A 14,883-nucleotide genomic window follows, 5' to 3' on the forward strand; every position below is an offset into this window, starting at 1 on the left:
ACTTACATAAAGGCAAACATGATTCCAGTTCGCCTGATCGCGACGGGCAAAGCCGTGCCCTCGCACAGCGTCACCTCCGCCAGCCTGGACCTGAAATTGGGCCATCCGGCCGGTTACACCCTGCGCAAGAGCGGCGTGCTGTCGCGCTTTGTCGCCGCGCCCGATGAATCGCAAAGCCAGCTGGGCGCCGCCGCCCTGCTCGACGCGCTGAAGAACGCCAGCCTGCGTCCGTCCGACATCGATCTGCTGATCTGCGCCTGCGGCGTGCCCGAGCAAGCCTTGCCGAACACGGCCTGCTTCGTGGCCGAACATGCGGGCTTGCCGCCAGGTACGCAAAGCTTCGATGTCAACGCCAGTTGCCTCAGTTTCATGGCCGCTTTCCGCGTGGCCGCCTCGATGCTGGCCGGTGGCGCCTACCGGCGCATCGCCATCGTCTCGTCCGACCTCGCCTCGCGCGGCGTCGACTGGAGCGAGCCGGAAGCGTCGATGATCTTTGGCGACGGCGCCGCCGCCGTCATCGTCGAGCGCGGTGACGGCAGCGCCGGCATCCGCGCCTACAAGATGGGGACGTATCCGGAAGGGCGGCGCTACTGCGAAATTCGCGGCGGCGGCACCGAGCGCAATCCGCGCAACGGCTGCGAGGCGGGCGACTATCTGTTCCGCATGGATGGCAAGGCCGTATTCCGCCTGGCCGTCAAGGTGATGCCAGATTTCCTCGCGGAACTCATGCAGGAATCGGGCGCCGGCCTGGAGAAAATCGATGTGGTCGTGCCGCACCAGGCCAGCCCGCTGGGTCTCGCGCATGCGGCGCGCATCCTCGACGTTCCCGATGCTAAAATCATCAAGATCTTTGAAACGCACGGCAACCAGGTGGCCGCGTCCTTGCCCACCGCCCTGCACGAGGCGGTGATGACGGGGCGGGCCGTGGCGGGCCAGCGTTTGCTGATGATGGGCACGGCTGCGGGCCTGACCATCGGCGGCATGATTCTTGATCTGTGAAGGCGGTGCGATGAGGCGGATACTGGTCACGGGAGCGACGGGCGGCTTGGGGCGCAATGCCGTGCGCACCCTGCTGGCGCAGGGTGTGGAAGTGCGCGCCACGGGCCGCAACGCCGCCGTGGGCCGTGAACTCGAGCGCATGGGCGCGCAATTCGTGCCGCTCGATCTGGCGCAAGCCTCGCCGCGCCAGGTCGATGAGCTGGTGCGCGGCATGGACACCGTCTGGCACTGCGCCGCGCTGTCCTCGCCATGGGGCGCCGAGCGCGATTTCATCGCCGCCAACGTCACGGCCACGGGCCAGCTGCTGCGCGCGGCCGCCAGCTTGCACGTGGCGCGCTTCGTGCACATCTCCACGCCGGCCATATATTTCGATTACCGCAACCGCTACGAGGTGCCGGAAACCTTCCGCCCCGATGCGTTCGTCAACGCCTATGCGCGCTCCAAGGCGATGGCGGAAAAGCTGGTGCAGGAGTCGGTCGACCGCCATCGCGGCATGACGTGCGTGATCCTGCGCCCGCGCGCCATCTTCGGCCCGTACGACCAGGTGCTGATCCCGCGCCTGGCGCGCGTGCTGCAGGAGCGCGGCGGCAAGCTGCCGCTGCCCAATGGCGGCGCGGTCAGCATCGACGTCACCTATGTCGACAACGTCGTGCACGCGATGTGGCTGGCCACCGTGCACAAGACCATCGCTTCGGGCGCTGCCTTCAACATCACGAATGGCGAACCGGCGCGCCTGTGTGACATCTTGCGCACGCTGTTTTGCGAGCACCTGCAGCAGCCGTTCCAGATCGTCAGCGTGCCCTATCGCGTGCTGGCGCTGGCGGCGCGCCTGATGCAGTTCGCTTCGCGTTTTACGGGGCGCGAGCCATCGCTCACGCCCTACAGCATCGGTGCGCTCAGTTTCGACATGACGCTCGATAACGCCAAGGCGCGCAAAGTACTCGGCTACCGTCCCATCGTCAGCCTGCAGGAAGGCATCGCCCGCACGGCGCAGTGGATGCGCCAGGAAGCGGCGGCGCACAAGGTGGGCAAGGAGCGCAATGGCTAGCATCACCGCATTTCGCGTCGGCCACTGCACGCATCCCTCGTGCATGGTCTTGAAAGGCAGCGGGCTGGCCAGCCGCTGCTTCCCCTCGCGCGCCTACCTGATCGAGACGCGCGCGGGCCTGTACCTGTGGGACACCGGTTACGCCGAGCACTTCCGCGCCGCCACATCGAAAGGCGTGTACCGCCTGTATGCGTGGGTGACGCCGATTTCGTTTGACGACAATGAGTCGCTGCGGGGCCAGTTGCGCGCGCAGGGCGTATCGCCCGGCGACATCCACACCTTGCTGCTGTCGCACTTCCACGCCGACCATATCGCCGGCCTGCGCGACTTTCCCGGCGCGCGGCTGATGGCCTCGCAAACCGGCTGGGACGCCGTGCGCGGCCTGTCCGGCGTGGCCGCCGTGCGCCAGGCCTTCGTGCCCGAGCTGCTGCCAAACGATATTTCTGATCGCCTGGCTTTTGTCGACAGCGTGCCCGAGACGGCCTTGCCGGCGGCCCTGCTGCCATTCACGCACGGGCGCGACGTCAGCGGCACGGGCGAGATTTACATCGTCGACTTGCCCGGCCACGCCATCGGCCATCTGGGCGCCTTCGTGCTGCAGGACGGTGGCTGGACCCTGCTGGCGTCGGACGCGGCCTGGGTGCCGGAAAGTTTTCAGCAGCTGCGCGGGCCGTCCGAATTGTCCTTCCTCATCCAGCACAAGCGCGCGCCGTATTACGCCACCCTGAACCGCTTGCACCAGTTGCACCAGTCGGGCAATGCGCAGATCCGCATCACGCATGAAGATACGCCCGACTATTTGCCTGTGGCGGGCCGCCCGTGAAGCGTATTTTCTGGTTATTGCTGTCGTACTGGCGCACGCGCCGCCTGCGTTTCACAAGCCGCGCGCAGCTGGACGCCTACCAGCGCAAGCAGCTGGCGCGTTTCATCGATGTGCTGTGCGCGCGCAGCCGCTATTTCGCGCCGTACCGCGATCTGCCCCTGGCGCAGTGGCCCACCATGAACAAGGCGCTGATGCTCGAACACTTCGATGCCATGAACACCGAGGGGGTGACTTTGGCGCAGGCGATGGACGCGGCCATGGCGGCCGAGCATAGCCGCGACTTCACGCCCGCCGTGGGCGACATCACGGTGGGCCTGTCGTCCGGCACCTCGTCGCGGCGCGCCGTGTTTACCGTCAGCCCCCGCGAAAAGGCCCAATGGGCGGGTGTGATGCTGGCCAAGGCGCTGCCCGACGGCCTGTTTTCCGGCGAACGAGTCGCGCTGTTCCTGCGCGCGAACAGCAATCTGTACACGGCCGTGCGCTCGCCGTGGCTCACGTTTGCCTTCTACGACCTGTTCGAACCGTTCGACAGCCTGTGCGCGCAGCTGGCGCGCTATCAACCGTCCGTCATCGTCGCGCCGGCCCAGGTGCTGCGCCAGCTGGCCTTGCGCGTCATCGATGGCAGCCTGGCGCTGGCGCCGGAAAAAGTCATCTCGGTGGCCGAAGTGCTCGAAGCGCAGGACCGCGCGCTGATCGTGCAGGCGTTTGGCGCCGTGCATGAAATCTACCAGGCCACCGAGGGTTTCCTTGCCAGCAGCTGCGAGCACGGCGTGCTGCACCTGAACGAGGAATACGTGCACATCGAGCCGCAGTGGCTCGATGCTGAGGCAGGCGAACAGCAACGTCGCTTCGTGCCCGTGATTACGGACTTCACGCGCATCACGCAGCCCATCGTGCGCTACCGCCTGGACGATATTTTGCTCGCGCGCGCCACGCCATGCCCGTGCGGCCGCGCCACGCGCGCCATCGACGGCATCGAAGGGCGCTGCGACGACATGTTGCTGCTGCCATCGGCGCGCGGCGGCGCCCCCGTCGCCGTATTTGCCGACGTGCTGACGCGCGCCTTCGCGCAAGCCTTGCCTCCGGACGCAGACTACCGCCTGGTGCAGCAGGGCGAAGCGGCCTTGCAGCTGCATGCGGCGCTGGACGACGCCGGCCTGGCGGCCCTGCGCGCGCATCTGGCAGCGGTGCTGCGCGGCCTGGGCGTGGCCGTCGATGGCCTGGCCTGGACGGTGAGCGGCGAACTGCCTCCCTTTGACCCCACCATGAAACGGCGCCGCATCCGGCGCCTTGCAACAGCATGAACCCTTCTTCCATGACCGTACGCTGCCGCCTGCTGCATCTGCTGGCTGGCTGGGGCAGCGTCGGCCTCGTGTATTTTTCCAGCGATGTGCTGCAAGGGCAGGGCGTGCTGCTGCCGGAAACGGCGCTGGATCGCACCATTCCCTACACGGACGCCGCCATCTGGCTGTACCTGTCCTTCTTCCTCCTGATCCCCTACGCCTACCTGGCGGCCGATGCGGCGCGCGTGCGCTGGCTGGCGCGCGCCATGGCGCTCTCCGCGCTGGCGTGCGGCGTGGTCTTCCTGCTGTACCCGACCACCCTCGCGTATCCGCCCGTGGGTGACGGGAATGCCTGGAGCACGCAGGCGCTGCGCATGCTGCAGGCGGCGGACTCCGCGCAAAACTGCCTGCCGTCGCTGCATGGCGCCCTGACATTGTTATGCGTGTGGGCCTTGTGCGACAAACGCCACCTGCTGCGCTCCGCGCTGGCCCTGGTGCTGGGCGTGGCCATCTGCTACGCCATCATCGCGCTGCGCCGGCATGTCAGCATCGACCTGGCCGCCGGCCTGGCCGTGGGCGTGGCGGGCGGCATGTTGGCGAAAATGCAGGTATTCTGGCTTACCCGCCGTGCCATTTCCACTGAAACCGCATCATGATGAATCCCTTTGCCCTGTCGTTTTTGATCATGCTGGCCTTCGTGCTGGCCGAACTGCTGATCCTGAAATGGGTGCGCAAGACGCCCGTGCCGTGGAAAGACGTCATTTTCAATCTCAATTCCGGCCATATCCTGATGTGGGTGTTCCGTGGCGTGGAAGTGGCCGCGTTTGCCTTGCTGCTGCGCCATGTGAACCTGCATATCGTCGACCAGTGGCCCGTGGTGGCGCAATGGGTCTTCGCTTTTTTTGCCTGGGACCTGTGCTTTTACTGGATGCACCGGCTGCACCACAAAATTCCTTTGCTGTGGGCCGTGCACGTGGTGCACCACCAGGGCGAGCATTTCAACCTGTCGCTGGGCGTGCGCAACTCCTGGTATTCGTCGCTGACGAATTTTCCCTTCATCGCCATCCTGGCCGTGCTGGGCGTGCCGCTGGAAATCTTCCTCGTCGTCTCGTCGCTGCATTACACGGTGCAGTTCTACAACCACAATGCGCTGGTGAACAAGTCCGGCATCCTCGATCGTTTCATGGTGACCCCCTCGCACCACCGCGTGCACCACGGCACCGACAAGCGCTACATCAACCGCAATTTCGGCGGCACCCTGCTGCTGTGGGACAGGCTGTTCGGCAGCTTCCAGCCCGAACTCGAGGGCGTGGAAATGCGCTATGGCGTGAAGGGCATGACACCCACGCACAACCCTCTGTTGGCCAGCAACGGCAAATTATTTACATGGCTGCGCGCGCGCTTTCCGCACTGGCAGTCGCGCGGCACCTTCGAGGTGCCCGAGCTGTTCATCGGCATCGGCGGCGTGATTCTGTTTGGCCTGGTGATTTATTACGTCAATCACGAAGCGGCACTGGCCGGCGCGCAGCAGGCCATCCTGTTCGCGCTGATCTTTGGCGGTACGCTGGCGCTGGGCGGCCTGTCCGATGCGCGCCGCTGGGGCGCCATCGCCTGGGTGGCCATCGCGCTGGCCATGCCGGTCCTGTATCTGGGCTGGTATGGCGCGCGCGATGCATGGGGCATGGTGTTTTTGGCCGCGCTGCTGGTGCATGGCCTCGACGGCGCGCGCCGCCTGTGGTGGCTGGCCGTGGCGGGGACGCGCGCGTGACGCCTGTGCCTTCCTTGCCGCCGCTGCGCTTCCAGCCCGCGCGCGATTCCGCCTTCCGCCGCGAATTGCGCGCGCGCGCCGACGCCTATCTCGCCAGCGAAGGAAAACACCGCTTCGGCGACAGGAGCCTGCACTTAAAAACCGTGTTCCTGGCCGCGCTGACGGCGGGGCTGTATGCGCTGGCCTTGAACGCCGACAGCACCTGGCCGTTTGTCGCCAGCTATGTCGCCTGCCTGGTCGCGGCCATGACGCTGGCCATGAATACCCTGCACGACGCGGCCCACAGCGCCGTCTTCCGCCAGGGACGCCTGAACCGCATCCTGATTCGCCTGGTGGGCTTGCCCGTCGGCGTGGACACGGATTTCTGGACCATCCGCCACGTGCACTTCCATCACACGTATGCGAACGTGGAAGGCTATGACCTCGACACGGAACCGAATCCCTTCCTGCGCCAGACGCCGTACCAACGCTGGTCGCCCCAGTACCGCTATCAATACCTGTACTGGCCCGTGGTGGCGGCCCTGTCGCTGCCGTATCTGAACTGGTATGGCGACTGGCTCGATCGCTTTGGCAAGACGCCCGTGGCCGCGCACAGCCGCCTGCAGGGCTGGCGCGGCTGGCTGTCGTTCCTGGGCTGGAAGCTGGGTCACGTGGCGCTGGTGCTGGCGCTGCCCATGTGGGTACTGCAGCAGCAGGGTATCGGCTGGGGCGTGGTGCTGGGCGCGTATTTCGTGGGCCAGATGCTCGCCTCGTGCGCGCTGGTGGCGCTGATCCTCGGCACGCACTGGGCCGAGGTGGCGTTTTTCCAGCCGGGCGCGGACGGCACCCTGCCGCACGACTGGTACCAGCACACCTTTTACACGGCCTGCGACTGGACGCCGCGACCGCGCCGTTTGCGCTGGCTCGGTTACTGGCTCGGCGGGCTGAATCTGCACCTGACGCATCATCTGTTCCCCACCTGGAGCCACCGCCACTACCCGGCGCTGGCGCGCATCATCGCCGAACTGGCGCCACGCCACGGCCTTGTTTACCGCGAACTCGGTTATGGCCAGCTGCACGCTTCGCAGCAAGCCTTCCTGCGCGCCATGGGCCAGCCGCCCGCATAGTCGTGACGAATCGCGCTTGACTCGATTTCTGTTTCGTCTTACATTTCTGTAACGACAGAAATAAGAGAAAATCATGGAACTGAGTCCGACCACGCAGAAGTATATTCTGCACTGGGGTGAAATGGGCACGCGCTGGGGCGTCAACCGCACGGTGGCGCAAATCCATGCGCTGCTGTTCCTGGCCAACGCACCGTTGACGGCGGAAGACATCGCGGCCAGCCTGAACGTGGCCCGCTCGAATGTCAGCAACAGCCTGAAGGAATTGCAAAGCTGGGGCCTGGCGCGCATCACGCACGTGATGGGGGACCGGCGCGACCATTTTGTCGCCCTGCAGGATGTGTGGGAAATCTTCCGCGTCATCATGGAAGAGCGCAAGCGGCGCGAGATCGACCCCACCCTGACGGTGCTGCGCGAATGCGCGATCGAGGGCGAGCAGGATGCGGCGATAGCGCCGGAAACGCTGGCGCGCATGGGCGAAGTGCTGGCTTTTCTGGAAATGCTCAGCAGCACCTACAGCGACTATAAAAACCTGCCGCCGGCGACCCTGCAGCGCATGCTGTCCATGGGCGGCAAGGTGGCCAAGTTCCTCAGCCCGGACGACAAGCCTGGCAAGCCGGGCAAGCCAGGTAAAAAACCATGAACGGCCCGTCCGAAGGAGAGCTGTTCAGGAAGGTGATGGGCGAGCAGTGGCTGACGCTGCACCCGGACATCCGCCGCCGCTTCGAGAAAAATCCCGCGCCGGGCCAGCCCCTGTACTACCGGGGCGAGCTCAGTGAACTGACCAGTTCGCGCCTGGGCAAGGTGCTGGGCTGGCTGACGCGCCCCTTCATCGACGGCGCGCTGATCCCGTATGACGATCACGACTTCCCCGTGGATATCGAAGTCTATTCGCGTCCCGCTTGCCCCTTCATCTTCAAGCAGCGCACTTACCGCCTGCATGGCCGCGCGCCGATCCGCTTCACGTCCTACATGGCCGAAAGCGCAAAAGGTGAAGTGCTCGAATATGTGGGCATGGGGCTGGGCATGAAGCTGCTGTTGCACGTCGAGGATGGCAACCTGCATTTCACCAGCGACGGCTATTTTTGGGATCTTTTCGGCTGGCGCCTGCCGCTGCCCGGCGTGCTCACGCCTGGCAAGACCTATCTGTGCCACCGCAACGACACGCCGCAGCAGTTCAACATCCGCATCGAGATCCGCCACGCGCTGTTCGGCACCACGTTTACCCAGGTCGGCGTGTTCCGCGAAAGCGCCGCGTCCGCCCTACACAAGGAGACACCATGAATACGCATCTGCTGGCCCTGCAACTGATGGCGGCGCAAGGCTGCCTGGGCGCCTTTGACACCATCTACCACCATGAAATCACGGAAGCGCTGCCGCAAAAGGCCTCGGCGCGCCTGGAATTGACTATCCACGCCACGCGTGCCCTGATCTACAGCCTGCTGTTCGTCGGCCTGGCGGCCTGGGAATGGCATGGCGCCTGGGCCTGGGTGCTGGTCATCGTGTTTGGCGTGGAAATCGTGCTGACCCTGTGGGACTTCGTGGTCGAAGACCAGACCCGCCTCTTGCCCGCCACGGAGCGGGTCACGCACACGGTGCTGGCGATTAACGCGGGTGCCTTCATCGCGCTGCTGGCCCTGAACAGCAGCGAGTGGGCGAACTTGCCGACGGCCCTCGTGTGGCAGCCGTATGGCTGGCTCAGCGTCTTCCTCGCCCTGTGCGGCGTGGGCGTGGGTTTGTCCGGCCTGCGCGACGCGTATGCCGTGTGGCAGCTGGGACGGCGCAAAGAGGTGGCGGAAAAAGAGACGGAGGATTTGCCGTTTGCCAGTACACCGCAGTCCGTGCTGGTGACGGGCGCCACCGGTTTCATCGGCCAGCAACTGGTCAGCGCTTTGCTGGCCGATGGCCATGCGGTGACGGTGCTGACGCGCCAGCCGAAGCAGGCCGCGTGGACCTTCGATGGCCAGGTGCGCTGCATCCGGTCGCTGGATGAATTATCGGATGCGCAGCGCATCGACATGGTGGTCAACCTGGCCGGCGCGCGCATCGTCGGGCGTCGCTGGACGCCAGCGCGCAAGGCGGCCTTGCGCCGCAGCCGCGTGGCGCTGACGCAGGCACTGGTGGCGTGGATCGCCCGCGCGCAGCACAAGCCGCGCGTGCTGCTGTCGGCGTCGGCCATTGGCTATTACGGCGTGCAGCCGCAGGGCGACGCGACGGAACTGGCTGAAGACGACGCGCCGCAAGCCATCTTCATGTCGCAGCTGTGCCAGGAATGGGAGGCGGCCGCGCGCCAGGCGGAGAAATTTGGCGTGCAGGTGGGCTGCATGCGCTTCGGCCTTGTCTTCGGCCACCAGGGTTCGCTGCCGCAGATGCTCTTGCCTATCCGCTTCGGCGTGGGCGGCCCGCTCGGTAGCGGCAGGCAGTGGGTCTCGTGGGTGCATGTGCGCGACGTGATCCGCGGCATCGCCCATTTGGCGCGCCGCAGCGAACAGGGTGCGGTGAACGGCGCGTTTAACTTCTGTGCGCCGGAAGCCATCGAGCAGCGCCGCTTCGCCCAGGTAGCGGGCACCGTGCTGCACCGCCCCAGCATCATGCCCACGCCGGCCTTCGTCATGCGCGCCTTGCTGGGCGAGCAGGCCGACTTGCTGGTGGAAGGCCAGAGGGTCGCCCCGCGCCGCTTGCTGGCCGACGGTTTTGTCTTCCGCTACCGGCAACTGGAAGGGGCGCTGCGCAGTTTATAAGTTGGCGTAAGATGGGGATTGGAGGAACCGAACCATGCCCCGCTTTAGCCACACGATAGACAGCCATACCTATGCCTTCGCCAGCCTGAAGGAGCTGCTGGCCAAGGCCACGCCGCCCCGTTCGGGCGACGTGCTGGCCGGGGTGGCGGCCGCCAGCGCGCGCGAGCGGGTGGCGGCGCAGCTGGCGCTGGCCGAGGTGCCGCTGGCGCTGTTCCTCAATGAGGCGCTGGTGCCGTACGAAGACGATGAAGTCACGCGCCTGATTGTTGACTCCCACGAGCGCGCCGCCTTTGCGCCGATTTCCCACCTGTGCGTGGGCGACTTTCGTGACTGGCTGCTGGACGACGCGACGGATACGGCCATGCTGGCGCGCGTCGCCGCCGGCATCACGCCCGAGATGGCGGCCGCCGTATCAAAAATGATGCGCCTGCAGGACCTGGTGCTGGTGGCCCGCAAGTGCCGGGTCGTCACGGCTTTTCGCAATACCCTGGGCCTGGCGGGCGGTTTGTCCACGCGCTTGCAACCGAACCACCCGACGGACGACGCCACGGGCATCGCGGCGTCGATCCTCGACGGTCTGCTGCTGGGCAGCGGCGACGCCGTGATCGGCATCAATCCGGCCACCGACAATGTGGCGCAGGTGGTCGCGCTGCTGCACCTGCTCGATGCCGTCATCGACCAGTATCAGATTCCCACCCAGTCCTGCGTGCTGACGCACATCACCAACACCCTCGAAGCGATACGCCGCGGCGCGCCCGTCGACCTGGTGTTCCAGTCGGTGGCGGGCACGCAGGCGGCCAACCGCAGCTTCGGCATCGATTTGGCGCTGCTGGCCGAGGGGCAGGCGGCGGCCCTGTCGCTGGGACGCGGTACCGTGGGCAGCAACGTCATGTATTTCGAGACGGGGCAGGGCAGCGCCCTGTCCGCCGGCGCCCACCACGGCATGGATCAGCAGACGTGCGAGGCGCGCGCGTATGCGGTGGCGCGCGCGTATCAGCCGCTGCTGGTCAATTCGGTGGTGGGTTTCATCGGCCCCGAGTACCTGTACGACGGCAAGCAGATCATGCGCGCGGGGCTGGAAGACCATTTCTGCGCCAAGTTGCTGGGACTGCCCATGGGCTGCGACGTGTGCTACACCAACCACGCGCAAGCGGATCAGGACGACATGGACGCCTTGCTGACCATGCTGGGCGTGGCCGGCTGCAATTTCATCATGGGCGTGCCGGGCGCGGACGATATCATGCTGGGCTACCAGAGCACTTCGTTCCACGACGCGCTGTATGCGCGGCGCGTACTGGGCCTGCGTCCGGCGCCCGAATTCGCGGCCTGGCTTGCGCGCATGCAGATCACCGATGCACAGGGCCTTTTGCGCACGGCGCTGGCACCGGCCTTCCAGGCGGCCCTGCATCGCTTGGGGACGCAAGGGTAAATTGACGCCCTGCGCCGCTGCGCTGGTGCGATAATCGCTGCATCTCCCTATCCGACGCCATCATGCTGCCACCCGACCCCGATTCCCTCGACCCGCAGGACTGGGACGCCTTTCGCGCGCAAAGCCACCAGATGCTCGACGATATGCTCGACTATCAGCAGCAGATCCGCCAGCGGCCCGTTTGGCAGCCGGCGCCCGACAGCGCGCGTGCCCGCTTCGCGCAGCCGCTGCCACGCGCGCCGGGCGCACTGGCCGACGCCCACGCCAGCTTCCTGCAGGACGTGCTGCCCTATGCCGTTGGCAACGTGCATCCCGGCTTCATGGGCTGGGTGCACGGCGGCGGCACGCCTGTGGGCATGCTGGCCGAGATGCTGGCGGCGGGCCTGAATGCGAATGTGGGCGGGCGCAACCAGATGCCGGTCGAGGTGGAGCGTCAGATTTCGCGCTGGATGGCCGAACTGTTCGGCTTTCCAGAGACGGCCAGCGGCATTTTCGTGACGGGCACCTCGATGGCCAACCTGATGGGCGTGCTGGTGGCGCGCACGCAGACGCTGGGCGTGGCCGCGCGCCAGCAAGGCTTGCAAGGCGCGCCGCTGGTGGCGTATACCTCGGCCGCCGCGCATGGCTGCATCGCGCAGGCCATGGACCTGTCGGGCCTGGGCACGGCCGCCCTGCGCCGCGTCGCCGTCAATGCGCACCAGCAGATCGACGTCGCTGCCTTGGCCCATGCCATCGCCACGGATCGCGCGGCGGGCTTGCGTCCCTTCTTCATCGCCGGCACGGCCGGCACCGTCGACACGGGCGCGATTGACGATTTATCGGCGCTGGCCGCGCTGGCCGCGCGCGAACAGCTATGGTTCCACGTAGATGGCGCGTATGGCGCTCTGGGCATGCTCTCGCCCCAGATAGCCCCCCTGCTGGCCGGGATCGAACTGGCCGATTCGCTGGCCTTCGATTTTCACAAGTGGGGCCAGGTGCCGTATGACGCGGGCTTTTTCCTGGTGCGCGACGGCGCGCGGCACATGGCCGCCTTTGCCGCGCCGGCCGCGTACCTGCGGCGCGAGGCGCGAGGACTGGCTGGCGGTTCGCCCTGGCCCTGCGACTTCGGCCCCGATCTGTCGCGCGGTTTCCGCGCCCTGAAAACCTGGTTCACCTTCAAGGTGCACGGCGCCGAGCGCATGGGCGCGGCGATCGCCCATACCTGCGCGCTGGCGCGCTACCTGGCAGAACGCGTGCAAGCCACGCCGGAACTGGAACTGCTGGCGCCCGTGACGTTAAATATCGTCTGCTTCCGCCATCGCGGCGTGGCCAACGGCGATGGCGACGCCTTCAATGGCGAGATCGTCGCCGACCTGCACGAGTCGGGTATCGCTGCGCCATCGACCACCACCATCGGCGGCAAGCTGGCCATACGCGCCGCCATCGTCAATCACCGCACGCGTGCCGAAGATATCGACGCGCTGCTTGCGGGCGTGCTGCGCTTCGGCGCGGCGCGCCTGTCTTGAAGGGAATGTCCATGTACGATTTGATGCAACACGCGGCCACGCCGTATGCACCGTTGATCGGGCTGGCGCCGTTGATGCGCCACGCCTTTCTGCGGCACGATCTGGCGCCGCTGGGGGAAGCGCTGCTGGCGCGCGCGCAGGCGCATCCCGAGGACGCGCATGCCTATATGGATTTTTCCATCGTGCTGCAGCTGAAAGGCCAGCGTGAGATGGCGCTGGCCGTACAGGCGCAGGCGATCGAACTGCAGCAGTTGTATGTACTGCCCGCGCAAGCCCCGGCATCCGGGCCGGGCATCAAGGTGCTGATGCTGACGGGGCCGGGAGACCTGATGTCAAATACGCCCATTGAATTTCTCGTCGAGCAGTCTGACGTGACGCTCGAACTGCTGTATGTCACGGCAGAGGGGACCTGGCCGGACGAAGTGCCGCAGCATGACGTGCTGCTGGTCGGTGTGGCCGAATCGGATGCGAACCATCCCTTGCTGGCGCGCCTGGCGCAATTCGTGCGGGACTGGCCGCGCCCCGTCGTCAACCTGCCGCAGCATATCGCGCATACTTCGCGTGATGGCCTGTGCGACAAATTGCAGGGCCTGGCCGGCGTGGCCATGCCGCGCACGGCGCGTATCAGCCGCGAACAGCTGGCAGCGCTTGCGTCCGGACAAATGCCGCTCGACGCGGTGCTTCCCGGCGACGCCTTTCCCCTGATTGTGCGTCCTCTCGGTTCGCATGCCGGCCATGACCTTGAAAAGATGACGCAGGCGAGTGACTTGCTCGCGTATCTGCAAAGCGTCGACGCCGAACGTTTTTATATTTCCCGCTTTGTCGACTATCGCAGCGAGGATGGGCAGTTCCGCAAGTACCGCATCGTGCTGATCGACGGCTTGCCATACATCTGCCACTTCGCCGTCTCGTCGCACTGGATGATTCACTACCTGAACGCGGGCATGGATGAAAGCGCGGCCAAGCGCGCCGAGGAAGCGCAGTGCATGCTGCACTTCGAACATGCGTTCGCGCTGCGCCACGCTGCCGCACTGCGCGCCATCGATGCGCGCATGGGCATGCCCTACCTGGGTATCGACTGCGCCGAAACCCGCGACGGCGAGTTGCTGGTCTTTGAGGCCGACAACGCCATGATTGTGCATGCCATGGATGCCGAAGAGATGTATCCGTACAAGCGTCCGGCCATGCACAAGGTATTCACTGCTTTTCGCGCCATGCTGGCGCGGGCGGCGGCCGGTAACTGATCAGCTGCCGAGCAGCTGCTCCAGCAGCCGGCGCTTGGCCGCGCTGCGCCCGGCCTCCCAGTAGTTGTCGAACTGCAGTAGCAGTTTGCCATCGCGGTGAATGCGGATGCACTGCGGTTTTCCCAGCATGATGGCGTGCACGTAGCTGGCGAATGACTCGGCAAAGTCTTCATGCATGCTGGTGGCCGCATACAGGGTGGCGAAGTTCGCGCCGCGCAGCTGCGCGTAGGCGTCCGGCATCTGGCTGGCGGCCAGGCGAGGCGCCTGGTAGTACGCGATATCGCCACGCAGCGGGAAGTCGTTTTCGGGCAGGGGCACGACCTGCTTCTCTGGCGTGATGCGCCAGGCCAGGGGCAGGTAAAGGTAGTCGTCCGTCTCGCGCATGGCCTGCGCATCGTTCCACCATTCGGGCAGCAAGCCCCTGCCGGCCGCCAGCACATGGCCGAATTCATGCAGCAGCAGGTATTGCAGCGCGCCTTGGCGGTGATCGTCCTGCGGCGCGGCGATCTGCGCTTCCAGGCGGTAGCCGTGCATCGTCGTGAACGGCGTGTTTTCTTTCCAGCTCGCCCAGGCATTCGCCGTGCGCGCCTCGAACGCATCCACATCGAGCGCCACCACCACGCCCAGGATCACCCCTTCGGCGCTGGTGACGATATCGCTGATGGCCGAGGAACCCAGTTGCCGCGCAAAACGCACGCCCAGCAGCACGCCGTCGAGCAGGGCCAGCACGCAAGCTGGCATGCCGGCCATTGCCGCGCGCACGTCGGCGTGAAAGTCGGCGTGCACTTCTGTCGAGGCAGGCTTCGCGGCCAGGCCGATGGACGCATTGACTTGCGCCACATGGGCGATGATTTCGTCCTGGGCGGGACCGAGACGCTCAAGCAGGGGCAAGTCGTATTGCTGGTCCCACAGCGCGGCGTCGGCTGCAACAATCATGGCA

The 14,883-nt window shown here is 66.0% G+C and carries 14 protein-coding genes; 13 read left to right on the forward strand and 1 reads right to left on the reverse strand.

What is annotated here, in order from left to right:
* Nucleotides 1-18: 18 nt before the first annotated feature.
* The 13 genes from ACP7DW_RS03060 to ACP7DW_RS03120 all read left to right on the forward strand — a co-directional run bounded on the left by ACP7DW_RS03060 (nt 19) and on the right by ACP7DW_RS03120 (nt 13,943).
* Complete coding sequence (locus tag ACP7DW_RS03060; protein ID WP_298412969.1) at nt 19-999, forward strand: 3-oxoacyl-[acyl-carrier-protein] synthase III C-terminal domain-containing protein; 981 nt, start codon at nt 19-21, stop codon at nt 997-999.
* A gap of 10 nt (nt 1,000-1,009) precedes the next feature.
* Entirely contained in the window at nt 1,010-2,047 is a 1,038-nt protein-coding gene (locus tag ACP7DW_RS03065) for an NAD-dependent epimerase/dehydratase family protein (RefSeq protein WP_426053465.1), read from the forward strand.
* The gene (locus ACP7DW_RS03070; RefSeq protein ID WP_426053464.1) at nt 2,040-2,870 is read left to right on the forward strand and encodes an MBL fold metallo-hydrolase; all 831 of its coding nucleotides are present in this window, start codon (nt 2,040-2,042) and stop codon (nt 2,868-2,870) included. Before ACP7DW_RS03065 ends, ACP7DW_RS03070 begins: the two co-directional genes overlap by 8 nt.
* Nucleotides 2,867-4,174: a F390 synthetase-related protein gene (locus tag ACP7DW_RS03075; RefSeq protein ID WP_426053463.1), complete on the forward strand. Its 1,308-nt coding sequence runs from the start codon at nt 2,867-2,869 to the stop codon at nt 4,172-4,174. Before ACP7DW_RS03070 ends, ACP7DW_RS03075 begins: the two co-directional genes overlap by 4 nt.
* Nucleotides 4,171-4,809, forward strand: coding sequence for a phosphatase PAP2 family protein (locus ACP7DW_RS03080; protein ID WP_426053462.1), 639 nt, complete (start codon nt 4,171-4,173; stop codon nt 4,807-4,809). The genes ACP7DW_RS03075 and ACP7DW_RS03080 overlap by 4 nt, the downstream gene beginning before the upstream one ends.
* Complete coding sequence (locus ACP7DW_RS03085; RefSeq protein WP_426053461.1) at nt 4,806-5,921, forward strand: sterol desaturase family protein; 1,116 nt, start codon at nt 4,806-4,808, stop codon at nt 5,919-5,921. The genes ACP7DW_RS03080 and ACP7DW_RS03085 overlap by 4 nt, the downstream gene beginning before the upstream one ends.
* A complete protein-coding gene (locus ACP7DW_RS03090; RefSeq protein WP_426053460.1) occupies nt 5,918-7,027 on the forward strand; it encodes a fatty acid desaturase family protein in 1,110 nt (369 codons plus the stop codon). Before ACP7DW_RS03085 ends, ACP7DW_RS03090 begins: the two co-directional genes overlap by 4 nt.
* Nucleotides 7,028-7,100: 73 nt before the next feature.
* On the forward strand, nt 7,101-7,667 hold the full coding sequence (locus ACP7DW_RS03095) for a GbsR/MarR family transcriptional regulator (protein WP_426053459.1): 567 nt from the start codon (nt 7,101-7,103) through the stop codon (nt 7,665-7,667).
* The gene (locus ACP7DW_RS03100; RefSeq protein ID WP_426053458.1) at nt 7,664-8,308 is read left to right on the forward strand and encodes a DUF4166 domain-containing protein; all 645 of its coding nucleotides are present in this window, start codon (nt 7,664-7,666) and stop codon (nt 8,306-8,308) included. Before ACP7DW_RS03095 ends, ACP7DW_RS03100 begins: the two co-directional genes overlap by 4 nt.
* Complete coding sequence (locus ACP7DW_RS03105) at nt 8,305-9,765, forward strand: TIGR01777 family oxidoreductase (RefSeq protein ID WP_426053457.1); 1,461 nt, start codon at nt 8,305-8,307, stop codon at nt 9,763-9,765. The genes ACP7DW_RS03100 and ACP7DW_RS03105 overlap by 4 nt, the downstream gene beginning before the upstream one ends.
* Nucleotides 9,766-9,799: 34 nt before the next feature.
* On the forward strand, nt 9,800-11,194 hold the full coding sequence (locus tag ACP7DW_RS03110) for an ethanolamine ammonia-lyase subunit EutB (RefSeq protein ID WP_426053456.1): 1,395 nt from the start codon (nt 9,800-9,802) through the stop codon (nt 11,192-11,194).
* A 62-nt stretch (nt 11,195-11,256) separates the two neighbouring features.
* The gene (locus ACP7DW_RS03115) at nt 11,257-12,699 is read left to right on the forward strand and encodes a pyridoxal phosphate-dependent decarboxylase family protein (protein WP_426053455.1); all 1,443 of its coding nucleotides are present in this window, start codon (nt 11,257-11,259) and stop codon (nt 12,697-12,699) included.
* Nucleotides 12,700-12,710: 11 nt separating this feature from the next.
* Complete coding sequence (locus ACP7DW_RS03120) at nt 12,711-13,943, forward strand: ATP-grasp domain-containing protein (RefSeq protein WP_426053454.1); 1,233 nt, start codon at nt 12,711-12,713, stop codon at nt 13,941-13,943.
* Here the strand turns inward: ACP7DW_RS03120 and ACP7DW_RS03125 are convergent, their stop codons facing one another.
* Nucleotides 13,944-14,879 carry a hypothetical protein gene (locus tag ACP7DW_RS03125; RefSeq protein WP_426053453.1) on the reverse strand — a complete coding sequence of 312 codons (936 nt, stop codon included), beginning with the start codon at nt 14,877-14,879 and terminating at the stop codon, nt 13,944-13,946.
* Nucleotides 14,880-14,883 lie beyond the last annotated feature (4 nt).

It is taken from the genome of Janthinobacterium sp. PSRC1-1 (genome assembly GCF_049897525.1).
Taxonomy (GTDB): Bacteria; Pseudomonadota; Gammaproteobacteria; order Burkholderiales; family Burkholderiaceae_D; genus Janthinobacterium; species Janthinobacterium tructae.